Genomic DNA, 26996 nt, shown 5'->3' on the forward strand with positions numbered 1-26996 from the left:
GACGCCGTACCCGTCTTCCGGCGCCCGCCCGGCGGCTCCGGGCGGCCACGCTCAGGTGGCGGGCAGCGCGGCGGCGAATTCCCGCGCGTCCGGACCCGGCGACCGGACGACCAGACCGAGCGCCGACTCCGGCAACCCGGTGACCGGCACGAAGGCGACGTCCGGGCGGACCTGGAACCCGGCGGTGCGCCGGCACACCAGCATCCCGCCCCGGCCCGCGGCGACGAGGGCGATGCCCTCCTGGAGGGTGCTCACCGCCGGCCCGGGCGGGATCGGCCGGCCGTCGGGCGTGACGACGGGCGCCTGTGCCGCCCGCCAGTACTCCGGCGCGGGTGCGGCCGGACCGACCAACGGCAGCTCCACCAACTGCTCGGCGTCCACGGCGGGGCGCGCGGCGAACGGGTGCCGCACGGAGACGGCGACGGTCTGCTGCTGCCGCGAGAAGACCCGCCGCAGCACCAGGCCCGGTTCCCGCACCGGCAGCAGCACGATCGCGGCGTCCACCTCGGCGCGGCGCAGCGCGCCGAACGGGTCACTCAGCGGCAGCTCGGTCAGGTCCACCCGCCGGCCGGGCGCCTGGTACGCGTTGACGGCGGCGGCGATGCCCGCGTCCACGTGCCCCTGGAAGCCGAGGCGCAGCACGTCGCGGACGCCCCGGGCCGCGTCCCGGGTCTCCTCCACCGCCTGCCGCAGGGCCGCGTACGCGGGCCGCACCCCGGCGAGCAGTTGTTCGCCCAGCGGGGTGAGGGCGACCCGGCGGCTGGTGCGGTCGACGAGCCGGCCGCCGACCCGCCGTTCCAGGACGGCGAGGAGCTGACTGACCCGGCTCTGCGAGACCCGCAGCCGCTCACCGGTGCGTCCGAAGTGCAGCTCCTCGGCGAGCACCAGGAAGCACTCCAGCTCGCGTAGCTCCGGTCCGCCGGTCATGCCGTTCCCCTCCCCCGTCGTGCCGGGACCCGCGCGCGCCCGATCGATGAGCCACGCTCATCGTCCGACGAACACTTCGTCGTTGTTCCGTGCGGCCGGCCGGACCAGGCTGGACAGCATGACCAAGATCAACGCTGTGGCGTCGGCCACCACGACCCGGTGGACCGGGGTCGGCGCGGTGGCCGGCGCCGTGTTCGCCGTGGTGACCACCGAGATGCTGCCGGTCGGGCTGCTCACGGCGATCAGCGCCAGCCTGGGCAGCAGCGCCGGTACCGTCGGACTGACCATGACGGTACCCGGCCTGGTCGCGGCGGCCGTGGCGCCACTGGTGCCGCTGGTGGCCGGGGCACTGGACCGCCGACGGTTACTGGTCGCACTCGGCGCGGCGCTCGCCGCCGCCAACGTCGCCTCGGCCATGGTCACCGACATCGTGCCCCTGGTGGCGCTCCGCCTCCTGGTGGGCGTGTGCATCGGCGGCATCTGGTCGGTGGCCGGCGGGCTCGCCGTCCGCCTGGTGCCGGCCCGCTCGGTCGGCACCGCCACGTCGATCATCTTCAGCGGCGTCGCCGTCGCGTCGGTGCTGGGCGTACCGTCCGGGGCGCTGCTCGGCGAACTCGTCGGCTGGCGGGCCGCGTTCCTGGCCGCGGGCGGGCTGTCGCTGGCGGTGACGGGTCTGCTGGCCGCCACGCTGCCGCCGATGCCGGTACGGGAACCGGCACGCCTGCGGGCGATGCGCGAACTGCTCGATGACCGGCTGGTGCGCACCGGGCTGATCGCCGTCGCGGCCGTGGTCGTCGGGCACTTCGCCGCCTACACGTACGTCCGGCCGGTGCTGGAGCGGCTCGACGGCGTCGAGGCGGGACTCGTCGGCGCGCTGTTGCTCATGTACGGCCTGGCCGGGGTGGCCGGCACCTTCGTCAGTGGCGCGTTCGCCGCCCGCACCCCGCACCGCACGCTGGTGGCCGTCGCGGCGGCACTCGGCACGGTCGTGCTCGCGGTGCCGCCGCTCGTGGCGGCGGGGCTGCCCGGCGCCGTGACGGCCATGCTGGCCTGGGGAGTCGCCTACGGCGGCGTCTCCGTCACCTGCCAGAACTGGCTGCTGCGGGCGGCACCGGGGGCCGGGGAGCCGGTGACCGCGCTCTTCGTGGCCGCGTTCAACCTGGCGATCGCCGGCGGGGCGCTGTTCGGCGGCCGGGTCGTCGACGCGGCCGGCCCGACCGCCGCGACGACGGTCGGCGGTGCCCTGGTGCTGACCGGACTGGCCGTCCTGGTGTTCGGAGCCGGTTCCCGCCGTACGGGCGTCTCGACCGCCCGACGTCCTGACCCGGCTGCGGGCCGCGGCGGCATGCCGGCGACGGACGGTCACGGGGCCGATCCACGGCGGACCGGACCGACCGGTCCACGGCGGACCGGCAGCCGTCGCTGATCATCTTGTCGGGCGCACCTGTTACGGTCTCGCCGCCGCTGCACCAGTCGACCGGAGGTAGGCGTGATCAGTTCGCACGTGTCGTCGTTCGCCGGGCTGCCGGTGTTGCCGTTCACACCGGGCATGACCCTTCCCGACGACCCCTCGGCGGTGGCCTGGCGGCTGGAGGTCGAGGACTTCGACGCCGAGCCCGAGGAGTTCGACGGCCTCGTGCGGGCGCTGCGCGAGCAGGTGCCGGCCGACGCGGTGCGCGCCCTGGTGATCGGCGAGTGGGGCGAGGCGTACGAGCGGCCACTGCCGGTGGAGGCGCTGGTGGCGGCGGCCGGGGAGTGGACCGGGCTGCGGGCGCTCTTCCTCGCCGACCTGACCTTCGAACAGTGCGAGATCTCCTGGCTCCGGCACGGCGACATCACCCCGCTGCTCGCGGCGTACCCGTCGCTGGAGGTGCTGTGGGTGCGCGGTGCGCAGGACCTGCGACTGGAGCCGGTCCGGCACGCCGGGCTGCGCGAGCTGCGGTTCGAGTCGGGCGGACTGCCCGCCGGGGTGGTGCGGGCCGTCGGCGCGTGTGAGCTACCGGCCCTGCGCCGGCTGGACCTGTGGCTCGGCAGGTCCGACTACGGCGGCGACGCGACCGTCGACGACCTGGCCGGCGTGCTGGCCGGCGCCGGCCTGCCCGCGCTGCGGCACCTGGCGCCGTGCAACGCCGAGATCGCCGACGCCGTGGCGAGGGCGGTGGCGACCGCGCCGGTCGTCCCGCGGCTGGAGGTCCTCGACCTGTCGATGGGCACGCTCACCGACGAGGGCGCGAAGGCCCTGCTGGCCGGGCAGCCGCTGACCCACCTGGCGCGGCTCGACCTGCACCACCACTTCCTCAGCGCGGAGACGGCCGCGTCGGTGGTCGCCGCGCTGCCGGGCGTCGAGGTCGACCTGTCCGACCGGCAGGCCCCCGACGAGTACAACGGCAAGGTGTACCGCTTCACCGCGGTCGGGGAGTGAGCGGCGGTGACCTTCGTCTCGCACGCGCGCGACTTCGCCGGCCGGCCCGTGGTGGACGTCCCCGCCGAGGGCCCGCTGCCCAGCATGGACGCTCCGGTCTCCTGGCGGTTCGACGTCTGGCACTACGACGGCACCGACGACGAGGGCCTCTCCGAGGAGTTCCGGGAGGCGTTCGACCAGTTCGTCGCACAGGCCGGGCCGTCCGTGGAGTCCCTGGTCGTCGGTTCCTGGGGCTATGCCGCGTTCCACCCCGCCCCGATCGCGCAGCTCTGCGCGGCGGCGCCCCGGCTGCCCGCCCTGCGTGCCCTGTTCCTCGGTGACATCACCAGCGAGGAGTGCGAGGTCTCCTGGATGAAGGTGGGCGACGTCAGCCCGCTGCTGGAGGCGTACCCGGCGCTGGAGGTGCTGCGGGTGCGCGGCGGCGAGGACTTCGGGTTCTCGCCGGTGCGGCACGCTCGGCTGCGGGAGCTGGTGGTGGAGAGCGGCGGGCTGTCCCGGGCGTTCGTCGCCGCGGTGCTCGACTCCGACCTGCCCGCGCTGACCGACCTGGAGCTGTGGCTCGGCACCCCCGACTACGGCGGCGACGCCGACGTGGCCGACCTGGCCCCGCTGCTGGCCGGGGAGCGGTTCCCCGCGCTGCGTCGGCTCGGGCTGCGCAACGCGGAGATCGCCGACGATCTCGCCGAGGCGCTGTCGGCGGCGCCGGTGGTCCGCCGGCTGGAGCGGCTGGACCTGTCGCTGGGCACGCTCGGCGACCGGGGCGCGGCGGCCCTGCTGGCCGGGCAGCCGCTGGGCCACCTGGCGGAGCTGGACCTGCACCACCACTACCTGTCGGTGGAGATGGCCGAGGCGGCGGTCGCCGCGCTGCCGGGCGTCCGCGTCGACGTGTCCGACCCGCGCGAGCCGGACGAGGACGACGGCGAGAGCTACCGCTACACGGCGGTGTCGGAGTGACATGCGGCTGACCGTCGTCGGCAACCCCGACAACCGTCGGGTCGGCCTGTTCACCCGGGCGGTGCTGGCCGCCGGCCTGCCCCCGCCCGCGGTGCTGCCCTGGGTCGACGTGCTGACCGGGGCGGCCCCGCCGGCGCCGGGCGCGCTGGTGCGGGTCGACTCGCCCGGCGAGGACCCGGAGGTGGACCGGCTGCTGCGCCGGGCCGCCGCGCCGGCGCGACACGGCGAGCTGGTCGGCCTGGCCGACGCGTACGCCGGTCTGGTGGCGGGCCTGGGCCGCGTCGCCGCCGGCGGGGCGGAGCTGCTCAACGACCCGGAGGACGTCGCGGTGATGTGCGACAAGCGGCGCTGCCACGCGCGGCTGTCCGCCGCCGGGGTGCCGGTGCCGGCCGCGCTGCCCCCGGTGCACGGCTGGGCGCAGCTGCGGGCGGCCATGGCGAAGCCCGGATGGGGCCGGGTATTCGTCAAGCCGGCGCACGGCTCGTCCGCCGCCGGGGTGATCGCGCTGGCCGTCGCCGGGCGGCGGGTGCAGGCGGTCACCACGATCGAGGCGGCCCCGGACGGGCTGTTCAACTCGCTGCGGCCGCGCCGCTGCACGGACGAGGCCCAGGTCGCCGCGCTCGTCGACCGGATCGCGCCCGAGGGCCTGCACGTGGAGCGGTGGCTGCCCAAGGCGGGGCTCGGCGGCCGGGTGGTCGACCTGCGGGTGGTGGCGGTCGCCGGGCGGCCCACCCACGCCGTGGTGCGCGCCGCCCGGGGGCCGCTGACCAACCTGCACCTGGGCAACGCGCGTGGCGACCTCGGCGCGCTGCGGGCCGCCGCCGGGCCGGCGGCGTGGGCGGCCGCGATGGAGACCTGTGAGCGGGTCGCCGCGTGCTTCCCCCGCACGCTCCAGGTGGGGATAGACCTGATGTTCCTGGTCGGCTGGCGGCGCCACGCGGTGGCCGAGGTCAACGCGTTCGGCGACCTGCTGCCCGGGGTGCTGGCCGGCGGCCGGGACACCTACGCCGAGCAGGTGCGCGCCCTGACCGACGGCCGATGGGAGCGCTGGCGGGCGGCGGGTGGCCCGGAGCCGGCGCGCGGCGACGCGGCGGGGCGGGAGCCGGCGCGCGGGGACGCGGCGGGGCGGGAGGTGCTGCCGTGCGGAGCCTGATCGGCAGCCACGACCTGCTCCTGCTCACCCTCGACACGCTCCGCTACGACGTCGCCGCCGACCTGGCGGAGCGGGGGCGCACGCCACACCTGGCGCGGGCGTTGCCCGGTGGCCGGTGGGAGCGGCGGCACTCCCCCGCCAGCTTCACCTACGCCGCGCACCACGCGTTCTTCGCCGGCTTCCTGCCGACCCCGGTCACGCCGGGCCGGCACGAGCGGCTGTACGCGGCGGCGTTCCCCGGCAGCGAGACCGCGGGCAGAGACACCTGGGTCTTCGACGCCCCGGACCTGCCGACCGCCCTCGCCGACGTCGGCTACCACACGCTCTGCCTCGGCGGCGTCGGGTTCTTCAACCGCCGCAGCCCGCTCGGCGCGGTGCTGCCCGGCCTGTTCGCCGAGGCGCACTGGGAGCCGGAGTTCGGGGTGACGTCCCCCACCTGCCTGGACGCGCAGCTCGACCGGCTCGCCGAGGTGCTGCCGCGGGTGCCGGCGCGGCAGCCGCTGTTCACGTTCCTCAACGTCGCGGCCCTGCACCAGCCCAACCGGCACCACCTGCCCGGCGCGCGGGCCGACGACCTGGCCAGCCACGCCGCCGCCCTGGAGTACGTCGACGGCCGCATCGACCGACTGTTCGCCCTGCTCACCGGGCGGGGGCGGCCGGTGTTCGCGATCGTCTGCGCCGACCACGGCACCGCCTACGGCGAGGACGGCCACACCGGCCACCGCATCGGCCACGACGTGGTGTGGACCGTCCCGTACGCCCACTTCACCCTGCACCCGGGAGAATGGTGACCAGCACCGACACGGGCCTCGACGGCTCGCCGTACCAGCAGTACCTGTACGCGTACCCGCACAAGACCTCCTATCGCCCGCTGCGTCCGCGTCCCGCCCTGGCGGACGTGTGGCGGGCCGAGGCGCGTGACGCGCTCTTCCTCTACGTCCATGTGCCGTTCTGCGAGATGCGCTGCGGGTTCTGCAACCTGTTCACCCGCGCCAACGCGCCCGCCGAGCAGGTCACCGGCTACCTGCGGCAGCTGCGCCGGCAGGCCGAACGGGTCGCCGACGCGCTCGGCGCCGACGCCGGGTACGCCCGCGCGGCGTTCGGCGGCGGCACCCCCACCTACCTGACGGCCGACGAGCTGACCGAACTGTTCGACATCGCCACCGCGATGGGGGCCCGGCTGCCCGGCGTACCGCTGTCGGTGGAGACCTCGCCCGCCACCGCGACGCCGGAGCGGCTCGCGGTGCTCGCCGCGCACGGCACCACCCGGGTGAGCATCGGCGTGCAGAGCTTCCTCGACGCCGAGGCCCGCGCCGCCGGCCGGCCGCAGCGGCGCGCCGAGGTGGAGGCCGCCCTCGCGGCGATCCGCGAGGCCCGGATCCCGGTGCTCAACATCGACCTGATCTACGGCATCGACGGGCAGACCGCCGACACCTGGCGGCAGAGCCTCGACGCGGCCCTGGCGTGGCGGCCGGAGGAGCTCTACCTCTACCCGCTGTACGTGCGGCCGCTGACCGGGCTCGGGCGGCGGGCGCACGGCCGCGCCGACTGGGACGCCCAGCGGCTGGAGCTCTACCGGCAGGCGGTGGCGACGCTGGGCGCGGCCGGCTACCGGCAGGAGTCGATGCGGCAGTTCCGCCGGGCCGACGTGCCGGCCCCGGACGGGCCGGACTACTGCTGCCAGGACGACGGCATGGTCGGGCTGGGCTGCGGCGCCCGCTCCTACACCACGAGCCTGCACTACTCGTTCGACTACGCGGTCGGCGTGAGCGAGGTGCGGGCGGTGCTCGACGACTACCTGGCCCGCCCCGCCGACGACTTCCGGCACGCCGAGTTCGGGTTCACCCTCGACGGCGCCGAGCAGCGCCGCCGGTGGCTGCTCAAGTCGCTGCTGCGCGCCGACGGCGTCGACGCGGCGGCGTACCGGGCCCGGTTCGGCCGCCCGCCCGCCGACGACTTCCCGGAGCTGGGCCGGCTGGTCGAGCGGGGCTGGGCCACCGACGGCGGCCTGCGGCTGACCCCGGCCGGGCTGGCCCGCTCCGACGCGGTCGGCCCGTGGCTGACCTCGGCCCGGGTCCGCGACGCCATGACCGGGTACGTGCCGCGGTGAACCTGGCGATCCTCTACCGGGGGCCACTGGCGAGCTGCAACTACGACTGCCCGTACTGCCCGTTCGCCAAGCGGCACGATCCGCCGGAGCTGCTGCGCGCCGACCGGGCGGCCCTGGACCGGTTCGCCGGCTGGGTGGCGGGCACCACCGACGTGCGGCTGTCGGTGCTGTTCACCCCGTGGGGCGAGGGGCTGACCCGCCGCTGGTACCGGGACGCGATGGTGTCGCTGTCGCACCTGCCGCACGTCGACCGGGTCGTCATCCAGACCAACCTCGCCGCCCGGGTGGACTGGCTGGCCGACGCCGACCCCCGCGCCGCCGCCCTGTGGACGACCTACCACCCCGGCCAGGTCGACCGGGACCGCTTCCTGCGCCGCTGTGCCCGGCTGTCGGAGCTGGGCATCCGCTACTCCGTGGGGGTCGTCGGCCTGCCGGAGCACCTGGACGAGGCGCGGGCGCTGCGCGCCGCCCTGCCGGCCGAGGTCTACCTGTGGGTGAACGCCGCCGAGGGCCGGCGCTACGACGCCGCCGAGGAGGCGACCTGGACGGAGCTGGACCCGCTCTTCGGCTACAGCGTCCGCCCGCACGTGTCGCTCGACCGGCCCTGCCATGCGGGAGAGACGGCCGTCTCGGTGCTCGGGGACGGCACCGTGCGCCGCTGCCACTTCATCGCCGAGCCGATCGGCAACCTCTACGACGGCTCGTGGCGGTCGGCCCTGCGCCCGCGCCCGTGCGGCAACGCGGTCTGTGACTGCCACATCGGGTACGTGCACCTGAAGCCGCTCGGGCTGCGGGACGTGTTCGCCGGCGGGGTGCTGGAACGCATCCCGGCGGCCTGGCCGGCGACACGCCTGCCGGCTGCCGTCGCCCGGCCGGCGACCGTTCCCCGAATGGCGACTGTGTCCCCGCCGGTGGCCGGCCCCGCGCCGGTGCCGCTCGCCCCGCCGCGTCTGCGCCGACCCTGAGCGGCACGCCCGCACCGATCGTTTCGGCCCGCCGGGCGCGAGCGAAGGGGCGGCCCGGTCCGATGCCGGGCCGCCCCTTCGGGACGCAAGACTCAGTGCGCGCCGGGTGCGGCGGCAGCGGCCTCCTGGACGCGCCGCTCGTCGCCGCTGAGGGTGTGCAGCGGCTTCTCCCGGATGAACAGCACCACCACCAGGGCGAGCACCGCGAAGGGGGTGGCCACCAGGAACAGCTCGCCGGTGGCGGTCCCGTACACGTCCTGGACGATCTTCAGCACCGGCTCGGGAAGGGCGGACAGGTCGGGCACCTCGGTGGAGCCCTCCCCGCCCGTGGCACCGCCGCCCAACGGGCCGAGCTTCTCCGCGCTCAGTGTGGCGACCCGGTTCGCCAGCACCGCGCCGAGCGCGCTGACGCCGATCGTGCCGCCCATGCTGCGGAAGAAGGTCAGCACGGAGGTGGCCGCGCCCAGCTCGTGCGCCGGCACGTCGTTCTGCGCCGCGAGCACGAGGTTCTGCATGAGCATGCCGACGCCGATGCCGAGCACCGCCATGTAGACGCTGAGCAGCACGATGCTGGTCTCGGTGTCGATGGTGGCCAGCAGCAGCATGCCGGCGACCATCACGACGGCGCCGGCCACCAGGTAACGCTTCCAGCGGCCGTACTTGGTGATCAGCTGGCCGGCCACCGTCGACGAGACCAGCAGGCCGAGGATCATCGGCAGGCTCATCAGCCCCGCCACCGTCGGCGACTTGCCCAGCGAGAGTTGGAAGTACTGGGACAGGAACACGGTGCCGCCGAACATCGCCACGCCGACCAGGATGCTGGCGACGGTGGTCAGCGAGACCGTCCGGTTGCGGAAGATCTCCAGCGGCACGATCGGCTCCTCCGCGCGGGACTCCACCCAGACGGCCAGCGCCAGCAGGACGAGACCGCCACCGACCATCAGCGCCGTCCATCCGGACGCCCAGGCGAACTTGTTGCCGGCCAGCGACGACCAGACCAGCACGGTGGAGACCCCGGAGGTGATGAGCAGCGCGCCGAGCCAGTCGATCTTCACCTTGCGGCGGGTCACCGGCAGGTGCAGGGTGCGCTGGAGCAGGACGATGGAGAGCAGGGTGAACGGGACGCCGATCAGGAAGCACCAGCGCCAGCCGAGCCAGGAGGTGTCCACCAGTACGCCGCCGATCAGCGGGCCGGCGATGGTGCCGACGCCGAACACGGCGCCGAAGATGCCTGCGTAGCGGCCCAGCTCGCGCGGCGGGATCATCGCCGCCATCACGATGGTGGCCAGGGCGGTCATGCCGCCCGCGCCGATCCCCTGCACGGCCCGGCTGACCAGCAGCACCTCGACGTTCGGGGTGAGCCCGGCGATCAGCGAGCCGACCACGAAGAGGCCGAGGGAGAGCTGGATCAGCAGCTTCTTGCTGTAGAGGTCGGCCATCTTGCCCCACAGCGGCACGGTCGCCGTCATGGCCAGCAGCTCGGTGGTGACGATCCAGGTGTAGACCGTCTGGGTGCCGTTCAGGTCGGCGATGATGCGCGGCAGCGCGTTCGCCACGACCGTGGAGGCGAGGATCGACACGAACATGCCGACCATCAGGCCGGAGAGCGCCTGGAGCACCTCTCGGCGGGACATGCGGCCGGCGCCGACCTCGGGGGTCTTGGCGGGCACGGTGGCGGTCATTGACGCTTCCTCACGGGTGCGGGTTCACGGGCCTTCCGGGGACCGTTCCCCGGAAGGAGGCTTGCAGGGGTCAGGACGGGCCGGGTTGCGGCAGGCCCGCGGCGAGCGCGGCGAACGCCTCGTCGGTGAGGTCGGCCAGTTCCGGTCCGTCGGGTTGGGTGGCCCAGCGGGTCATCGCCGTGCGCCAGGCCGCGCCGGCGACGGCGGCGACCAGGGCCGGGTAGCCGTGGCCGGGGTCCACCCCGACCCGCGCCGCGACGACCTCGACGATGGCCCGCTCGGCCTCGGCGTTGCCGGCGACCAGACGGGGCAGCAGCGCGGGGTTGCGCGTCACCACCTCCAGCCGCAGGCGCCACAGCTCGCGCTCGGTGCGCACCTCGTCGATCAGCTCGTCGAGCGCGGTCCGCAGCGCGGTCAGCACCGGCACCTCCGGCGGCACGGCCGCCAGGCGCGCCACCAGCCGCGCCGCGTCGCCCGAGTGGTCGCCGACCAGCGCGTCGTCCTTGCAGGCGAAGTAGTTGAAGAAGGTACGCGGGGAGACCTCGGCCGCCTCGCTGATCTCCTCGACCGTCACCTGGGCCAGACCGCGCTCGGCCACCAGGCGGAGCGCCGCCTCGGTCAGCGCGGCCCGGGTGCGGCGCTTCCTGCGGTCGCGCCGTCCGGGTACGGGCTCGGTTGCGGCGGTGTGCACGCGCGAACGCTACAAGCGATCTTGCAGTGTCTGCAAGAAATTATCGGTGAAGTCACGCGGACCATCGGCCGACCGACGACAGGCCGGGCCCGACCCGCCCGGGAGCTCCGGACGCCGCGCCGCCGGACGCCACCGGCCGGAGGCCCGCGGGCATCGGGCAACCTGCGAGAACACCGGTCTGCGGCCGGTCACCAAAATCCAGTCATGACTGTCACTGAGCAAGGAGCCGCAGCCGTCGTCCCGCGGGCGACGCCGGCCGGACGGGGACGGATCGTGCTGCTCGCCACGGCCGCCGGTGTGCTGCTGTCGGTGCTGTGGTCGTACGAACTCGTCGACCACGTCATCGGCGACTCGGTGGCCAACGCGCTGCTCGGCCACGACGCCAAGGCGACCGCGATCGGCGGCACCCTGGCCGGTCTCGTCTTCGCCTTCGTGTCCGGGCTGGCCGGCACGTTCACCGCCTGCAACATCGCCATGGCGGCGTCCATCGGCCCGATGAGCCAGGCCGGAGCGGGCTCCGCGACGAAGACCGGGCTGCGCAGCCTGGTGCGGCCGGTGGCCTGGCTCACCGCCGGCATGGTCGCCGTCGCCGCGGTCTACGGCTTCGTCGGCGTGCTGGTCGGCGAGGGGCTGCCCCAGCTGTCCACCGCGACCGTCGGCGGCCTCCCGGTACGCCTGGTCCAGTCCATGGTCGTCTTCGGGGTGATCGGGCTGACCTTCGTCTACCTGGGCCTGGCGGCGCTCGGGGTGCTGCGGGACCCGTTCGCGAACCGACCGGCGGCCCGGGTGGTGGTGCTCGGCGCCCTCGTCGGCGGCTTCCTGATCGGCCGGCCGTACCCGCTGTTCAACAAGCTCTTCCACTGGGCGGTGGAGACCGGCAACCCGCTCTACGGGGCCGGCGCCTTCGTCCTCCAGTCCCTCGGCAACATCGCCGTCGTCACGGCGCTGTTCGCGCTGATCGTGGTGCTCACGCGCGGCCGGTTCGTGCGCTGGCTGGCGGCGAGCCCGCCCCGGACCGCCGCGCTGACCGGCGGGATGCTGATCGCGCTGGGCGTGTTCATGGTCGTCTACTGGGACGTCCGGCTACCGGCGATGTTCGACTACGGATGGTTCCCGACCATGCCGTACAACAGCAGGTGAGCGATGCCGCGCGGGCCGGCCGGCGCCGGACCCGCGGTGGCGGCCGGTCGCCGCGTTCGCGCGGCCGCCCGGACCACGGTGCCGCCGGCCGGACCCGGCGGCACCACTGTCGGCGCCTGCGCGCCGGCCCGACCTCGGCCGGGACCGGTCGCGGGCGCGGCGCCCCCGTCCGGCGGGCGACACCCGGGCGGCGCGGCGCCCCGCTACCCGCGCGGCACGTAGGCCGGCAGCACCCCCGCGGCCAACGCCTGCGCCACGGTCTGGGCGGTGGCGTCGCGGGTCGACAGCCGCCTCGGCCCGGTCGGCCAGGCGATGCCGAGCTCCGGGTCGAGGGGGTTGACGGTGCGTTCGGCCGCCGGATCGTACGGCGACGAGCACAGGTACACGACGGTGGCCGGATCGGTCAGCGCGCAGAACGCGTGGCCGAGCCCGGCGTCGAGGTGGACGGCCCGACGGTCGACGTCGTCCAGCCGCACCGCCTCCCACCGGCCGAAGGTCGGCGAGCCCACCCGCAGGTCCACCACGACGTCGAGCACGGCACCGGAGACGCAGGTGATGTACTTGTCCTGGCCGGGTGGCACGTCCACCAGGTGGATGCCGCGGATCACCCCCCGCCCCGAGACGGAGACGTTGGACTGCGCCACGGTGAACGGCCGTCCGACCGCCTCGGTGAAGCGGCCCGCCTGGTACCACTCCAGGAACATGCCCCGGTCGTCGTGGTGCTGCTCCGGGGTGACCAGCCACGAACCCTCGATCGTCAACGCCCGGATGTCCACCGCTGTCCTCCTCACCCGTCGCGGAACCCGGCGACCGACCACGGTCGGCCGTCGGGCCAGCGAATCGGAAAACCGACGCGGCGTCCACCGGCCACGCCGGACCATGCTTCGTCCATTGTGGACGACGAGGCCGGGACGGCGAGGGCGATGACGCACCGGGGGCGGCGATGAGCGTACCGACGCCACGACTGCTCGTGACCGGCGCGGGCGGGCTGCTAGGCCGCGAGTTGTGCGAGGTCCTCGCCGGCGCCGACGGCCGGCACACCACCCTCGACCGGGCCGCTCTGGACATCACCGACACCGCGGCCGTCGGGCACGCGGTGCCCGGCCACGACGTCGTCATCAACGCCGCCGCCTGGACCGACGTGGACGGGGCCGAGTCGGACGAGGCCGGCGCCACGGCGGTGAACGGCGCCGGCCCCGCCAATCTGGCTCGGGCGTGCGCGCGCCACGGGGCGTTCCTGATCCACCTGTCCAGCGACTACGTCTTCTCCGGCGAGACCGGGGTGCCCTGGCCGGAGGACGCCGCGCCGGCGCCGCTGAACGCCTACGGTCGCAGCAAGCTCGCCGGCGAGCGGGCCGTGCGCGGCCTGCTACCCGGTCGAGGCTACGTCGTCCGCACCGGCTGGCTGTACGGCCGCCACGGCCCCAACTTCGTCCGGGCCGTGCTGCGCCGGGCCGCCGAGACGGAGTTCGTCGACGTCGTCGACGACCAGCACGGCCAGCCCACCTGGGCGCGCGCCCTCGCCGGCCGGCTGGTCACGCTGGCCGGGCTGGCCGCCGCGGGGCGGGCCCCGGCGGGGATCTACCACGGCACCGCGGCCGGCCGGACCACCTGGTACGGCTTCGCCCGGGTGGTCTTCGCGCTGCACGGTCTCGACCCGGGTCGCGTCCGCCCGACGGACAGCCGGGCACTCGCCGCCCGGCCGGCCCGACGGCCACGGGTCTCCGTCCTCGGGCACGACGGGTGGGCGCGCGCCGGCCTCGGCCCGCTGCCGCCGTGGCGGCGGATGATCGAGGCGGCCGTGGCCGAGGAGCGGGGTGCGGCCACTGCCGCCGCCAGCAGCGCAGACCGCACGCGACGGAGGTCGGCATGAACGCGACGAGGATCCTCGTCACCGGCGGCGCCGGCTTCATCGGGTCGCACTACGTCCGGACCCTGCTGCGGCCCGGCGGGCCGGGCGGCGTCCGGGTCACGGTGCTGGACAAGCTGACCTACGCGGGCAACCTCGCCAATCTCCGCCCGGTCGCCGGCCACCCCGCCTACCGTTTCGTCCGCGGCGACATCTGCGACGGCCACCTGGTGGACCGGCTAGTGGCCGAGCACGACCAGGTCGTGCACTTCGCCGCCGAGTCCCACGTCGACCGGTCCATCGCCGACGGCGGCGACTTCGTCCGCACCAACACGCTCGGCACCTACACGCTGCTCGAGGCGGTCCGACGCCGGCACGGCGACCGCGCGGTCTTCGTACACGTCTCCACCGACGAGGTCTACGGCTCCATCGAGCACGGCACGTGGCCGGAGACGGACCCGGTCCTGCCCAGCTCGCCGTACGCCGCCGCGAAGGCCGCCAGCGACCTGCTCGCCCTGGCCTTCGTCCGGACCCACGGGCTCGACGTGCGGGTGACGCGGTGCGCCAACAACTACGGCCCGCACCAGCACCCGGAGAAGCTGGTGCCGCTGGCGATCACGAACCTGCTGGACGGCGGCGACGTCCCGCTCTACGGCGACGGGCTGCACGTGCGCGACTGGCTGCACGTCGACGACCACGTCCGGGCGCTGGAGCTGGTGCGGACGCGCGGGCGGGCCGGGGAGGTCTACAACGTCGGCGGGGGCACCCAGCTGACCAACCGGGAGATGGCCGAGCGCCTGCTGGAGGCCTGCGGCGCCGGCCCCGACCGGATCCGGTACGTCGAGGACCGCAAGGGCCACGACCGGCGCTACGCGGTCGACTGGAGCAAGATCAGATGCGAACTCGGGTACGCCCCGCGCAGGGACCTCGTCGACGGGCTCGGCGAGACGGTCGCCTGGTACCGCGCGAACCGCACCTGGTGGGAGCCGCTCAAACGACGTCCGGTGTTGCGCAAGCTGGGAGACCGGCCGGAACGGGCCGCGGGTTAGCCTGACTGTCCTCGATCGACACCGGACGGGAGGTCCGCGATGGTGTCCGTCGCCTGTCACGGCGGGTTCGCGCCGGACGACGGGCGGGCCGCCGGAACCGGCGGGACCGCCGAGGTGCCCGAGGTCGACGCCCGGCACCTGTCCTGGTGGACCGGAGCCGACCCGGACGGCGGGGCGGGGGCGCGGCATCGATTACCCGCCGGGCGGGCGCCGGCGGACGGCGCGGACTTCTGGCGGTGGTGGGGCGACCCCTCAGCCGCCGACGCGGACGCCGGCCCGGCGGCGACCGACGTCGGATCGGGCGGCCCCGGCCTCATGCCGTAGCCGGACGGCCTCGCACCGGGTACGCGCGACGCGGCGGGCCCCGGATCGCCGCCCTCGGGCGAATTACACCACTGTCGTCACGGGGTACCCCGTACGACGTCGGATGTGATATTTTTCCCGAACTGAGAGGAGCCGTGCCCGCGGCCCGTCAGTAACCACTCTGGGACAGCACGCAGCTGCGACGAACGCGATGTCCACATGCGCCCATCGAGGAGACACCGTGCCGGTGCCCTGTCGGGACCGTGCTCTGCCTGGTTCCCCGCTGCCGACCGGCACCGCCGCGCGCGTTCGTACGACCGCCGCGGCGATCTGACCCAGCCCGTTGAGATGACCTTCGGCGAGCTGGGTGCGCTCCCCCTGACCGCCCTGGTCACGCGGCCCGTCACGGAGCAGTTCCCCGATCTGCGGCCGGGCGCCGCGCGCTTCGACGCCCCCGCCGGCACGCTGGTGCACCACGCGGTCCGCGACGTGCTGACCCGCTATCCCGCCCGTGCCGGGGAGTTCAGCGCCGACGTCGCCCACCCGCGCTCCCGCACGGTGCTCGACTGGGCGGCCGGCCGGTTCCGGGCGCTGATCGGGGCCCGGGGCGGCGTCGTGTCGTTCGGCGCCGACATGACGAGCCTGACCGAGGGGTTCGTCCGGTCCGTGGCGCCCGCCCTCCGCCCCGGCGACGAGGTGATGTGCACGGCTCTCGACCACGCCGCGAACGTGGACCCGTGGCGCGAGTCCGCCGTGCGGCAGGGCGCCGTCGTCCGGGTCGCCGACCTGTCGCCGAACGGTGAGCTGACCGTCGAGGCGGTCACCGAGCAGCTCAGCCCCCGCACCCGGTGGGTCGCGGTCACCGCCGGCTCCAACGTCCTCGGCAGCGCGCCGGACATCCCGGCGATCTGCGCGGCCGCGCGGTCCACCGGTGCCCGGATCTTCGTCGACGGGGTGCAGGCGCCGGCACACCGGTTCGTGGACGTCGCCGCGTGGGGCTGCGACGCCTTCGTCACGTCCGCTGACAAGTGGTACGGCCCCCGGTGCGGGGTGCTGTGGAACCGCGACGGGCGGCCCGGATCGGCGGTCGTCCGGACCGCCGATCGGCCGGGCGCCGAGCACGGGCCGGGGATCGAGGTGGTGCTCGCCGCCGGAGTGGCGGCCGAGGTGCTGCTGAACTGGGATCGTCCCGCCGTGTTCCGGCACGGCGAGCGGCTCGCCAACCTGCTGGCCCGCGGCCTGCGGATGATCGACGGGGTGCGCGTCCTCGGCCGCCCGGACGGCAGGTCCCCGATACCGATCGTCTCCTTCCAGGTGGTCGGCCGCTCCGCCGCCGACGTGGCGGCGATCCTCGCCGCCGAGGGGATCGCCGTCGGGCACGGCACCTTCGGCGCGGAGGGGGCGCTGCGGGCCGTCTCGCCCGACGTGCCCGAGTCCCTGCGGGCGGGGGTGGCGCGCTACACCACCCGCGACGACGTGCGGGCGCTGCTCGGCGGCGTCGCGGCGATCGCGGCTTCCGGCGTCTGACCCCGCGGCCGTCCGGCGTCCGCGCCGGCCGGCACTCCTGCCGGCTCGGCGCCGGCCTGACCGCCGGTCACCGGCCGGGTGTCTCGCAGCTTGCGGAGTTGTCCCCCGGCGGCGCACGGGTGTCGTGCCGCCCGGACAGGCCGTGCCACGATCGGGCGGTCGCGCGGCGGGGACGGGGAGGCGCCGATGGACGCAGCGGGGGCGGCGGGACCGTTGGTCCTCGACGGCGGGCTCGGCACCGAGCTGCAACGGCACGGCCGGTCCGTGACCGCCCCGTGGTGGACGGCGCGCTGCCTGCTGGACGCCGACGGCCGGCGCCTGGTCTCCCGGATCCACGCCCGGTACGTCGCGGCGGGAGCGGACGTGCTCACCGCCGACACGTTCCGCACCACGCCGCGGGCGGCGCGCCGGGCCGGGACGGACGACGCCACCGCCGCCGGCCTGGTCCGCACGGCCGTGGCGCTGGCCCGGGGGGCCGCCGACCCGGCGGTGGCCGGCCGCCGGGTGCTCGTCGCCGCCTCCGTGGCCCCGGTCGAGGACTGCTACCGCCCGGACCTGGTGCCCGACGCGGCGGCGCTGCGGCGGGAGCACGGCTGGCTGGCCGAGCAGCTCGCCCGAGCCGGCGTCGACTTGGCGCTGGTCGAGACCATGAACACGGTCCGGGAGGCGGTCACCGCCACCCGGGCGGTACGCGAGCACGGCCTGCCGGCCTGGGTGAGCTTCGTCTGCGCCGGTGACGCCCGCCTGCTCTCCGGCGAGGACGTCGCGGCGGCGGCCGACGCGGTACGGGCAGCCGGCGCGGCGGCGGTGCTGGTCAACTGCACCGACCCCGCCGGGACCGACCGGGCGTTGCGGCGGCTCCGGGAGGCGGGGCCGGGCCTGCTCGGCGCGTACCCGAACGTGGAGGACCGCAGCGGCGTGCCGCCGGCCACCCCGGTGGACCGTTATCTCCCGCCGCGCCTGACGCCCGCCGCCTTCGCGGACCTCTGGGACGCCTGGCGCCCGGTCGGGCTGGGCATCGTCGGCGGTTGCTGCGGCACCACGCCGGCGCACATCGCCGCGCTCCGGTCCCGCCTGTCGCCGCTGCCGGGCTGACCGCGCCGGCTCGGGCGGGCAGTCGGGCGGCGGTCACTCCCGCCCGCTCGGCGCCTCCCGTCAGGGCCGTGGAGCCGCTCGTCGGACGGGACGCCCGCCCCGCGCCACTGCGTGCCGGGGCTGAAGGCCACCCCCAGATGCCGGACGCTCTGCCGGTGCGCCGCGCCGGCTCCTCGGCGACCGGCTCCGGGCCGGCCGGGTCGGGCAGCAGCGTTCGTACAGATCTGTGAAGTGCCGCAAGTCGCGGAAACGGCAGAGCCGGACCATCGCCGCCTCGTGGAGCCGGCCGGGGCCGAGGCCGTGCCGGCGGGCGATCCCGCCGCGGGGTGCCGGGACGCACCGGTCGTTCGAGGCGCCCGTGCGACTCGACCTTGGGCAGGCGGAAAGGCACGTCGGCGAGGTCCCGCCCGGTCGGTACGGCGGTCGTCACCGGGCAGATTCTAGGCAGGTCCCGGATGGACAAAGCGCCACGTATCGACAGGTCCGCGATTTCTGCGGGCAGGAGGGCAATTTGGAAGAGGCGGTCATGTACTATGTCTAAGTAAAGAGGCGTGGCTGGGTCCGCGCTGCGGCATAAGGAGCGCCGTGAAAGAGCAACGGGACCGTCGGACGTACGGCCAGCAATGCGGTCTGGCCTTCGCACTGGACGTGGTGGGTGAGCGGTGGACGCTGCTCATCATCCGGGAGCTGCTGGTCCGTCCGCGCCGCTACCGCGACCTGCTGGACGCCCTGCCGGGCATCGGCACCAACCTGCTGGCCGACCGGCTGACCTTCCTCACCGAGGCCGGCATCATCCAACCGCTGGACGCCGAGCGGCGCACGGCGGGCTACGCGCTCACCGAGCTCGGCGAGAAGCTGCGGGAGCCGGTCCTGGTGCTGGCCCGGTTCGGGCTGACGCTCCTCGCCGAGCAGCCCGCCCGCACGGGCGCCTCGGTCACCCGGGCCTCCTGGGCCGTCCTGGCCATCGAGTCGATGGTCGACCCGGCCCGGGCCCTCGCCGACGAGATCTACGAGTTCGACATCGAGGGCGAGGTGTTCCACGTCCGCGTCACCGACGGCCAGGCCCGCACGGTGCAGGGGACGGCCGGCGCGGACGCCACGCTGCGGGTCGCCACCGACGCGCGGACCTTCTTCGACCTCGGCAGCGGCGCGATCGAGCCGGTCGAGGCCGTGGTCAGCGGGGCGGTCTCCGTCACCGGCCCGCCGTCGGCGCTCCCCCGCTGCCTCTACCTGCTCGGCCTGGGCGGCCGACCGGCCGGCGAACGGATGCTCTCCGCGGCGGGCGGCGGCCGGCGCTGACGCTCGCCGCCGGCGGTCGGCACGCGCCTGGCCGCCTCGGCGTGCGCCGGCCCGGACAGCCCGCTGTCCACGGGGGTCCGCCCGGGTGGCCCGCCGTCCATCGCGGCCCCCGGCTCCGCGAGGGCGACCTGGAAGCCGATCCGGCCCCGGAGGGCGTGCCGGCTGCTGATCGCCATCAGCAGGTCGGCCAGCGACTCCAGCGCCGGCGCGCGGTCGATGCCGCCAACGTCCACCGGGGCGAACCCGAGCCGCCGCACCAACGCGCTCACCTCCGCCTTCGCCGCCGGATGGTCGCCGGCCAGGGGCACGGTGACCGGACGCCCGTCGAGGACGGGCTCGTCCAGCATGCCGGCCGGGACGGTGTTGAGCGCCTTGACGACGCGCCACTGCGGTAACAGTTCCGCTAGCAACCGGCCGCCGGAGCCGGCGGGAGCGGGCGGGGCGGCACCGGCCGTCGGCGGGTTCGTCGCATCGATGACCGTGCGCCCCCGCCCGTCGTCGAGCCGCCCCGCCAGGGCCAGCTCCACGGCGGCGGCGAACGGCAGCATCAGCACGACCAGGTCGGCCCCGGCGACGACGGCGCCGGTCGGGACGGGCCGGATGCCGGGGTACGGGGCGAAGTGGTCCGGCGGCCGCGCCGGCTCGCCGCGACCGGCGATCAGCACCGGCCGCCCGTGCGCCGCAAGCGCCCTGGCCAGCGCCGATCCCATTCGACCGCGCCCGATGATGCCGACGATCATGGGCGGGGCCGTGTCGCGAGGTGGGGGTACGAACCGTGGGGTGCGATCGTCCGCATCTCTCCGCTCCGGGTCATGGTCGAGAGCTGCCCGGCCTGGCCGGGCACGATTCGATCGGTGCCGCCGGTTGCCGCAGGCCAGTGTCCGGGACCGCTCTTGACGGCGACTTGACGCCGGGATGAACCCGGGGCGGCTACCCAGTGCGACAGCTCCGCCTCTTTAAGTATGGAAGTTCTTCACTTAAAGTAGAGGAGCACTGAGCACAGCGCCACGACAGCTGGGGGACGTGTGAACCGGACCGAGATCGAACTCCGAATTCAGATCCTCGGTCCCGTCCGAGCGACGATTCGCGGCAGGGAGGTCGACCTCGGCCCCCCGAAGCAGCGGGCGGTCCTCGCCCTGCTGGCCCTGCGGGCCGGACGACATGTGCCGCTGGACGACTTGATCGCCGCGCTCTGGGCGGGACAGCCACCGACGCGGGCCGCCAACCTCGTGCACACCTACGTCGCGCGGCTGCGCCACGCGGTCGAGCCCGACACGCCTCGGCGCCAGCGCACCAACGTCATCGTGTCGGTGCCGGGCGGATACCGGCTGACCGTCGCCGACGACCAGCTCGACCTGCAGGTGTTCCGGGCGGGCATCCGGAAGGCGTCGGCGCTGCGGGAGGGCGGCGAGCTCGACAGCGCCTTCGCCCGGTACGGCGAGAGCATCGACCAGTGGCAGGATCCCCAGGTCGGGGACCTGTCCGCGCTGCTCGCCGAGCAGGACGACATCGGCCCGCTGCGACAGGAGTTCCTGGCCGCCGCGCTCGACTACATCGCGATCGGCCTCGAGCTGCGACGGCCGGACGCGGTGCTGCCGCTGGCCGAGCGGCTGGCCCAGGCGGAGCCGCTCAACGAGCGGGTGCAGGCCCGGGTGCTACAGGCACTCACGCACATCGGCCAGCGCGCGTGGGCCATCGAGCGGTACGCCGACGTGCGCACGAGACTCAAGCTCGACCTGGGCGTCGACCCGGGTCCCGAACTCACGGCGGCGTACCGGGAGGTGCTGGACGCCCGGCCCGGCGTCCACCAGCCACCGTGGCGGGGGCCGGCGCCGGTGGTCGACGACCTGATCGGCCGCGCGGCGGACCTCGCGGCGACCTGCGACCTGCTGCGCGAGTACCGCCTGGTGAGCCTGACCGGCGCGGCCGGCGTCGGCAAGACCGCGCTCGGCCTGGCGGCGGCGGAGGAGCTGCGGGAGCGGTTCGCCGACGGCGTGGCGGTGATCGACCTGGCGAACGTCCGCACCGGCCCGGACCTGACGCGGGCGGTCGAGGCCGCCGTCGACGAGCCACCGACCCGGGGCGCCGGCCGCCCCGAGCCGCTGGTGCACCGGCTGCACGACCGCAAGCTCCTGCTCGTGCTCGACAACGCCGAGCTGGTCACCGACGAAGCCGCCGACCTGGCCGACGACATCCTGCGGAACTGTCCCCAGATCACCATCCTGCTGACCTCGCGGGAGCTGCTCGGCCTGCCCTACGAGGCGGTGTACCCGGTGCGTCCGCTCGACGTGGACGCGGAGCCGGGCCACCTGGCCGCGCAGCCCGCCCTGCAGTTGTTCGCCCGGCGGGCGGCGCAGGTGCGGCCGGGATTCCGGCTCACGGAGTCCAACGTCGAGGCGGTGGCAGCGGTGTGCCGGGCGCTCGACGGGCTGCCGCTGGCCATCGAGCTCGCCGCGGCCTGCCTGCGGACCCAGCGGCTGGAGACGCTGGTGGACGGGGTCGGGGACCCCCTGCGTCGGATCCAGCCGCCCCGCCGGGGCGTGCCCAGTCACCACCGCTCGCTGCACGCCGCCGTGCACCGCAGCATCGAGCTGCTCGACCCGGCCGAGCAACGGTGCTTCACCGCCCTCGGCGCGATGCCGGCCGCGTTCTGCCTGGAGGCGGCGGCCGTCGCCGACAAGGCGATGGCGGGCGAGCCGCGTACGGTGCAGATGCTGCTGGAGCGGCTCGTGGACAAGTCGGTCCTGGAGGTCCGGCACAGCTCGTCGGGCCGGCGGTACCGGATGCTCGGCACGGTGCACGCCCTGGCCCGGCAGCTCCTGCACGAGCACGGCGTGGACGGCGAGCCGCCCTCCGTCGGCTGCACCTGCGGCTGCCACACCGGTCGCTGAGACAGGGGACAAGCGTCAATTTCTGCTATATGATTCTCCAGTAGATTGCCCCGGTCGACGGGCGGGAGATGCCGGATGGACCAACGCCACCTGCTCATGCACCAGGCGATGCTCGGTGACCGACACCGCATCGAGTCGTACGACCGGGCGCTGGCCGCGGCGGTCGACGAGGACACGGTGGTGGCCGACGTCGGCGCCGGCACCCTGGCGCTCACCGCGCTGGCCCTGCGGCACGGCGCCGCCCACGTCTACGCCGTCGAGGCCGACCCCCAGGTCGCCGCCGTCGCCGACCGGATCATCAAGGCCAACGACTGGGACGACCGGGTGACCCTGGTCGTCGGGGACGCCCGCCTCGCCCGGCTGCCCCGTCAGGTCGACGTGACCGTCTGCGAGCTGATGGGCAATCTCGGGCCCGAGGAGGACATGGCCCGCATCCTGCGCACGTTCAACCGCCGCAACCTGCGACCCGGCGGGACGGTGGTGCCGGAGCGCGTGGTCACCCGGCTCGCCGCCGTGCAGTTCGACGACGAGGGCTGGGGCATCTGGCACGACGACTTCCTCGGCATGCGGCTCGACGTGGTCCAGGAGCTGGTCGAGCCGTCGGCGCACCTGCACTTCCTCACCCGGGAACCGGTCCTGCTCGGCGAGCCGGCCGTCCTGGTGGACACCGGCCGCGGCGACACCGGCCTGCGCACCGCCCGGCCGCTGACCCTCCCGCTCGACCGGGACGGCACGCTGCACGGCGTCCTCGGGTACTTCACCGCCACGCTGGCTCCGGGCGTCGAACTGTCCAACATGCCCTCGTACCCCGGCTGCAACTGGGCGGTCTTCGTCTGGCCGCTGCGGCACACCCGGGTCGCCGCGGGCGACACCGTGCACGTGCGCCCCCGGCGTCCGGACGGTCCCGCCGCTCGGGACGTGACCCGGTGGCGCCTCGACTGTCAACTCGACCGGGCGGACAAGCGATGATCATCTACACCGCGGCGTCGGTGCACGACCTCTCCATCGACGCCGACCAGCTCGCCGGCCTCACCTGGTCCGGCCACGCCCTCTGGTACGCCGACCAGGGCCGCGAGGAGGTGACCTGCCTCGACCCGCGCACCGGCACCCCCGGGCAGACCCTGTCCTGCCCGGGGCTGACGGCCGGGCTCACCACGCTCGGCGGGCACCTGCTCTACGCCACCGAAGGGGCGCTGCGGCTCTGCGACACGCAGTCCGGCGACATCCTCCGGGACGTGCCGAGCCCACGAACGGGGGTGCCGATCTGCGGGATGGAGGCGGGCAAGGACGGCATCTGGCTGGGCTGGTCCGACGCGCTGGAGCTCCGGCACGCCTCGGATCTCCGGCTCCTGGCCACCGTGCCCGCCCCGCTGGGGATCGCCGGGGTGACCGTGACCGACCGGTACGTCGCCCACACCGACCGGCTCGGCGAGGCCATCACCGTCTTCGACCTGCGGGCAGGGCGCAACGTGCTGCAGATCCACGTCGACGGCAGGCCCACCAGCCTGACCTGGGACGGGCTGCGGCTGTGGTACGGCGATGCCGCCAACCTGCGCCTGCGGGCGCTGGACGTGCCGGGGCTGTCCGCGACAACCGCCTGACCCGGCCTGCTGACCCCTCGGCAGAAAGGCGCACGATGGTACCGTCCAAGTTCATCTTCAGCCTCTCCCCCCTCGGCTCGGCGGCCCTGCGCGCCACCCCACCCTCCGGGTCCCGCCGTCCACCGCTCGCGCCGAGCGGGGCGGGGTTGGGCGCCCGCGCCGTGGTCATCGGTGCGGTGGCGACCGCTTCGCTCGCCGCGGGGCTCACGGCGGCCGCCGCGACCGCGCTGCGGCACGGCCGGACGGCCGGCCGGCGCCGCTTCGCCCGCGAGGTCGCGCGGACGGTCGCCCGGCTCGGCCCGACGTTCATCAAGGCGGCGCAGGTCCTGGGCACCCGCCGCGACGTCGTGCCGGCGCTGCTCTGCGACGAGCTGTCCGTGTTGCAGGACGACGTGCCGCCGATGGACGCCGCCCAGAGCCGGGCCGCGCTGCGGGAGGTGTACGGCGACCGCCTGCACACCGTCTTCGCCTCCGTCGAGGAGACGCCGGTGGCCAGCGGCAGCATCGCCTGCGTCTACCGGGCGACCCTGGCCGACGGGGCGACGGTCGCGGTGAAGCTGCGCCGGCCCGGCATCGGCCCCCAGATGACGGCCGACCTCGCCCTGCTGCGCCGGGGCGCCGCGGTGGTCGCCCGGCTGCCGATGTTCCGTGGCGTGCCGGTGCGGGAGGTGGTGGACAACCTCTGCGACTCGGTACTGGGACAGCTCGACCTCGGCCGCGAGGGGCGTGACCTCGACCGGCTGCGGGAGGACCTGGGCTCGGTCCCGCGGGTGCGGGTGCCCCGGGTGCACGCGGCGGCGAGCCGGCCGGCCGCCATCGTCATGGACTTCATTCCCGACCTGGCCGTCGACACGGGCGCCCGGTGCTCCCCCGCGATGCGCCGGACGTTCGCGGCGTCGACCCTGACCGTGGTCTACCAGATGCTGTTCATCAACGGCTTCGTGCACTGTGACCTGCATCCCGGCAACCTCTACTTCACCCGCGGCGGGCAGGTGGTGGTGCTGGACGCGGGCTTCAGCGTCCAACTGTCGGAGAAGATGCGCGAGCTGTTCGCGGACTTCTTCCTCAACATGTCGGTCGGCCGGGGCGACCGCTGTGCCGCGATCGTGCTGGACAGCGCCATCGGCGTGGCCGACGACGCGGACGTGCCGGCCTTCACCGAGGGCGTCAAGGACCTGGTGACCCGCAGCTACCGTCTGTCGGCCAAGGAGTTCAGCCTGATCGCCTTCGCCGGCGAGCTGTTCGACCTGCAGCGCCGCCACGGGGTGGCCGCGTCGCCGGAGCTGGTCTTCCCGCTGCTGTCGCTGCTCGTGGTGGAGGGCACGGTGCGGGCGCTCGATCCCGACATCGACTTCCAGGAGACCGCGAAGCCGGTGCTCAACCGGGCGCTGTTCGGCATCCGCTGACCGCGGGCCCGGTCCCACGCCGAGGCCGGGAGCGGGTCGGGTCCCCGTGGCACCCGGCCGGTCCCGGCTTGCTCGGTAGCCGCGCGTCGGGTTCCGGTGGCACCCGGCCCGCTCCCGGCCTGTCCGGTCGCCGCGCGATGCCGGAGGCGCCGAAGGCACGCGCGGCGGGCCGGTCGCACCGGCGACCGGCCCGCTGCGCTGCCGGGCTGGTCAGCCCGGTCCTCCGGCCCCTACCACCGGGCCGCCCCGGCCGCCACGGCGTCCGCCCGTGCCCGCGGCCAGGCCGCCACGAGCAGCGGCACGAGCCGCAGGTCGGTGGTGGCCAGCCGGTCGAAGCGACGCCACAGCGTCACCGCCGCGCCCGGGTCCGTGGCCCGCAGCGCCTCCCGGGCCACCTCGACGGGGTCGCCGGCGCGGCCGTCCGACGGCCACATCCGGTGCACCAGGTCGCGGCCGGCGTCACCGGCCCAGGCCGGCACCCACTCGTGCAGCACGAGGTCGACGCCCGGTCCTCCGGAGGGGGCCAGCGGGACCGGCACGACGGTGATGCCGTACCGCGCCAGCACCGCCACCAGGGCGGCGGCCACGGCGCCCAGCCGGGAACCGGCCGGGACACCCAGCGTCAGCCGGGTCCCCTCCCCGAGCCCGGCGTCGGCGAGGAGGCGTCTCGCCCGCTCCCGGTCACCGGCATCGGGTGCGCCGTCGGCGCCGCGTTCCGACGCCGCGTGCCCCGGCTGCAGGAAGCCGTGCTGGGTGGCGGCGCCGTCGGCGCCGGCCGCGCAGACCGCCTCCGCGAGCGCCGCGCGGTCGAGCGCCCAGGACAGCGCGTGCCGTACGGCGTGGGGCTCGGCCGCCCCACCGGCGCCGGCGGAGAGGTAGTAGCTGCACCCCGTGGCCGCGAACCGGCCCCGCGGTGACGGCACCGACCAGGAGAGCACCCCGAAGTCGGAGGCCGGGTCGACCGGCTGGCCGTCCGCCGACGCGACGACCTCGATGCGCCGGGCGGTGCGGCGGCGCACCGGGTCGGTGCCCGGATCCCAGCGGGGGTTGGGTTCCAGGACGAGGTCGCCGCCCGGCGACAGCCGCTTGGCGATGCGGTACGGCCCGGCGGAGGGCGTGCACCGGTACAGCTCCGGGCTCTCGGGCACGTAGTAGTCGTACTCCCGGGGAGCCGCCGCGGTGAATCCCGTGGCGAGCAGGTCGACGAGGTCGTTGGCCGGCGCGGTGAGGCGCAGGACGACGGTGTCCCCCTCGGCGCGCAGCCCCGGGATCCGGGTGCTCTGCTGGAACTGGGCGAAGGCGGGGGCGTGCGCCTCCCAGTGCCCGAGCGCCTCGTCGTACGCCCGGTAGTAGTCCCCCATGCCCTCGATGATCTCGCCGAGGTACGGGCGCATCGACCGGGCGAGGGGGTGGGCGGTGCGCTTGAGGCCACGGACGACGTCGCCGGCGGTCAGCTCCCGGGCGGCCTGGGCGTCCCACCGGATGCCGCCGCGCAGCCGGACGCGCCAGGTGCGCCCGTCCGCGCTGATCCCCCCGTTGTCCACCGTGGGCAGCTCCAGGGCCGCGTCCGGCACCGGCCGGACGGCCGGGTCCGTGGTGGCGGGGATCGCGAACAACTGCCGGGTGAGCAGCCGGAGGACCTGCCCGGTCCCGATGTGCTCCGCAGCGGGCTCGTCGGGCAGCCCGCCGTCCACGGGGCCCAGGAAGCGGAGCGTGTCCGCCTCGGTGGGGGTGTCGGTCACGGGCTCGTGCTCGCGTACGCCGGTCATGCCGTCACCGCCCCGGCGCCGGGGAGCGTTCCGGCCGCCGGCTTGTCGGCGCCCCGGAAAACGAGGCGGGACTTGTCGACGTTGTTGGGGTCGCCTTCGCAGTCGACGACGACGATCTGGCCGGGGGTCAGTTCGTTGAACAGGATCCGCTCGGACAGGTTGT

General features: G+C 75.2%; 23 protein-coding genes and 1 pseudogene. 17 read left to right on the forward strand and 7 right to left on the reverse strand.

Going from position 1 to position 26996, the window contains the following annotated elements; all coding sequences use genetic code 11:
- Nucleotides 1-51: 51 nt before the first annotated feature.
- Nucleotides 52-927 carry a LysR family transcriptional regulator gene (locus tag ACGF7U_RS30130; RefSeq protein WP_393112453.1) on the reverse strand — a complete coding sequence of 292 codons (876 nt, stop codon included), beginning with the start codon at nt 925-927 and terminating at the stop codon, nt 52-54.
- Between the two features lie 118 nt (nt 928-1045).
- On the opposite strand from ACGF7U_RS30130, the gene ACGF7U_RS30135 reads away from it, so the two are divergent.
- The 7 genes from ACGF7U_RS30135 to ACGF7U_RS30165 all read left to right on the forward strand — a co-directional run bounded on the left by ACGF7U_RS30135 (nt 1046) and on the right by ACGF7U_RS30165 (nt 8531).
- Nucleotides 1046-2353, forward strand: coding sequence for an MFS transporter (locus ACGF7U_RS30135; protein ID WP_393112455.1), 1308 nt, complete (start codon nt 1046-1048; stop codon nt 2351-2353).
- Nucleotides 2354-2416: 63 nt separating this feature from the next.
- A complete protein-coding gene (locus ACGF7U_RS30140; RefSeq protein WP_393112457.1) occupies nt 2417-3349 on the forward strand; it encodes an STM4015 family protein in 933 nt (310 codons plus the stop codon).
- A gap of 6 nt (nt 3350-3355) precedes the next feature.
- On the forward strand, nt 3356-4303 hold the full coding sequence (locus tag ACGF7U_RS30145) for an STM4015 family protein (RefSeq protein WP_393112459.1): 948 nt from the start codon (nt 3356-3358) through the stop codon (nt 4301-4303).
- Nucleotide 4304: 1 nt separating this feature from the next.
- Nucleotides 4305-5456, forward strand: coding sequence for an STM4014 family protein (locus ACGF7U_RS30150; RefSeq protein ID WP_393112461.1), 1152 nt, complete (start codon nt 4305-4307; stop codon nt 5454-5456).
- Nucleotides 5444-6247 (forward strand): STM4013/SEN3800 family hydrolase, encoded by an 804-nt coding sequence (locus ACGF7U_RS30155; RefSeq protein ID WP_393112463.1) that lies wholly within the window; start codon nt 5444-5446, stop codon nt 6245-6247. Before ACGF7U_RS30150 ends, ACGF7U_RS30155 begins: the two co-directional genes overlap by 13 nt.
- Nucleotides 6244-7566, forward strand: a complete 1323-nt coding sequence (locus ACGF7U_RS30160; RefSeq protein ID WP_393112465.1) for an STM4012 family radical SAM protein — start codon at nt 6244-6246, stop codon at nt 7564-7566. The genes ACGF7U_RS30155 and ACGF7U_RS30160 overlap by 4 nt, the downstream gene beginning before the upstream one ends.
- Nucleotides 7563-8531 carry an STM4011 family radical SAM protein gene (locus ACGF7U_RS30165; protein WP_393112467.1) on the forward strand — a complete coding sequence of 323 codons (969 nt, stop codon included), beginning with the start codon at nt 7563-7565 and terminating at the stop codon, nt 8529-8531. Before ACGF7U_RS30160 ends, ACGF7U_RS30165 begins: the two co-directional genes overlap by 4 nt.
- Nucleotides 8532-8623: 92 nt before the next feature.
- Here ACGF7U_RS30165 and ACGF7U_RS30170 read toward each other — a convergent pair whose 3' ends face one another.
- On the reverse strand, nt 8624-10213 hold the full coding sequence (locus ACGF7U_RS30170) for an MDR family MFS transporter (protein ID WP_393112469.1): 1590 nt from the start codon (nt 10211-10213) through the stop codon (nt 8624-8626).
- 70 nt (nt 10214-10283) lie between these two features.
- Nucleotides 10284-10904: a TetR family transcriptional regulator gene (locus ACGF7U_RS30175; RefSeq protein WP_393112471.1), complete on the reverse strand. Its 621-nt coding sequence runs from the start codon at nt 10902-10904 to the stop codon at nt 10284-10286.
- A gap of 204 nt (nt 10905-11108) precedes the next feature.
- Here ACGF7U_RS30175 and ACGF7U_RS30180 point away from each other — a divergent pair, with 204 nt between their 5' ends.
- Nucleotides 11109-12044: a hypothetical protein gene (locus ACGF7U_RS30180; protein ID WP_393112472.1), complete on the forward strand. Its 936-nt coding sequence runs from the start codon at nt 11109-11111 to the stop codon at nt 12042-12044.
- A gap of 203 nt (nt 12045-12247) precedes the next feature.
- On the opposite strand, the gene ACGF7U_RS30185 is transcribed toward ACGF7U_RS30180, so the two are convergent.
- Nucleotides 12248-12820, reverse strand: coding sequence for a dTDP-4-dehydrorhamnose 3,5-epimerase family protein (locus ACGF7U_RS30185; protein WP_393112474.1), 573 nt, complete (start codon nt 12818-12820; stop codon nt 12248-12250).
- 167 nt (nt 12821-12987) lie between these two features.
- Here ACGF7U_RS30185 and rfbD point away from each other — a divergent pair, with 167 nt between their 5' ends.
- The 5 genes from rfbD (at nt 12988) to ACGF7U_RS30210 (ending at nt 19166) form a co-directional block, all read left to right on the forward strand.
- Nucleotides 12988-13917 carry a dTDP-4-dehydrorhamnose reductase gene (gene rfbD / locus ACGF7U_RS30190; RefSeq protein ID WP_393112476.1) on the forward strand — a complete coding sequence of 310 codons (930 nt, stop codon included), beginning with the start codon at nt 12988-12990 and terminating at the stop codon, nt 13915-13917.
- Nucleotides 13914-14942, forward strand: coding sequence for a dTDP-glucose 4,6-dehydratase (rfbB, locus tag ACGF7U_RS30195; RefSeq protein WP_393112478.1), 1029 nt, complete (start codon nt 13914-13916; stop codon nt 14940-14942). Before rfbD ends, rfbB begins: the two co-directional genes overlap by 4 nt.
- A 651-nt stretch (nt 14943-15593) precedes the next feature.
- Complete coding sequence (locus ACGF7U_RS30200; protein ID WP_393112480.1) at nt 15594-16772, forward strand: aminotransferase class V-fold PLP-dependent enzyme; 1179 nt, start codon at nt 15594-15596, stop codon at nt 16770-16772.
- A gap of 186 nt (nt 16773-16958) precedes the next feature.
- Complete coding sequence (locus ACGF7U_RS30205; protein WP_393112482.1) at nt 16959-17867, forward strand: homocysteine S-methyltransferase family protein; 909 nt, start codon at nt 16959-16961, stop codon at nt 17865-17867.
- Nucleotides 17868-18452: 585 nt separating this feature from the next.
- Complete coding sequence (locus tag ACGF7U_RS30210) at nt 18453-19166, forward strand: winged helix-turn-helix transcriptional regulator (RefSeq protein ID WP_393112484.1); 714 nt, start codon at nt 18453-18455, stop codon at nt 19164-19166.
- Here the strand turns inward: ACGF7U_RS30210 and ACGF7U_RS30215 are convergent.
- Nucleotides 19094-19906, reverse strand: a complete 813-nt coding sequence (locus ACGF7U_RS30215) for an NADPH-dependent F420 reductase (RefSeq protein ID WP_393112486.1) — start codon at nt 19904-19906, stop codon at nt 19094-19096. The two genes, ACGF7U_RS30210 and ACGF7U_RS30215, sit on opposite strands and share 73 nt — an antisense overlap.
- Nucleotides 19907-20191: 285 nt before the next feature.
- Here ACGF7U_RS30215 and ACGF7U_RS30220 point away from each other — a divergent pair, with 285 nt between their 5' ends.
- The 4 genes from ACGF7U_RS30220 (at nt 20192) to ACGF7U_RS30235 (ending at nt 25064) form a co-directional block, all read left to right on the forward strand.
- Entirely contained in the window at nt 20192-22057 is a 1866-nt protein-coding gene (locus ACGF7U_RS30220) for a BTAD domain-containing putative transcriptional regulator (RefSeq protein WP_393112488.1), read from the forward strand.
- 75 nt (nt 22058-22132) lie between these two features.
- The gene (locus ACGF7U_RS30225) at nt 22133-23026 is read left to right on the forward strand and encodes a methyltransferase domain-containing protein (RefSeq protein ID WP_393112490.1); all 894 of its coding nucleotides are present in this window, start codon (nt 22133-22135) and stop codon (nt 23024-23026) included.
- Nucleotides 23023-23658: a hypothetical protein gene (locus ACGF7U_RS30230; protein WP_393112492.1), complete on the forward strand. Its 636-nt coding sequence runs from the start codon at nt 23023-23025 to the stop codon at nt 23656-23658. Before ACGF7U_RS30225 ends, ACGF7U_RS30230 begins: the two co-directional genes overlap by 4 nt.
- Nucleotides 23659-23693: 35 nt before the next feature.
- Nucleotides 23694-25064 (forward strand): ABC1 kinase family protein, encoded by a 1371-nt coding sequence (locus ACGF7U_RS30235; protein ID WP_393112494.1) that lies wholly within the window; start codon nt 23694-23696, stop codon nt 25062-25064.
- 230 nt (nt 25065-25294) lie between these two features.
- On the opposite strand, the gene ACGF7U_RS30240 is transcribed toward ACGF7U_RS30235, so the two are convergent.
- Together ACGF7U_RS30240 and ACGF7U_RS30245 are read right to left on the reverse strand one after the other, a co-directional pair.
- Nucleotides 25295-26833 (reverse strand): ABC transporter substrate-binding protein, encoded by a 1539-nt coding sequence (locus tag ACGF7U_RS30240; RefSeq protein ID WP_393112496.1) that lies wholly within the window; start codon nt 26831-26833, stop codon nt 25295-25297.
- Nucleotides 26830-26996: pseudogene (locus tag ACGF7U_RS30245) on the reverse strand (AAA family ATPase); the annotation flags it as partial. The pseudogene ACGF7U_RS30245 and the gene ACGF7U_RS30240, both read right to left, overlap by 4 nt.

It is taken from the genome of Micromonospora sp. NPDC047670 (assembly GCF_043204915.1).
Lineage (GTDB): Bacteria > Actinomycetota > Actinomycetes > Mycobacteriales > Micromonosporaceae > Micromonospora.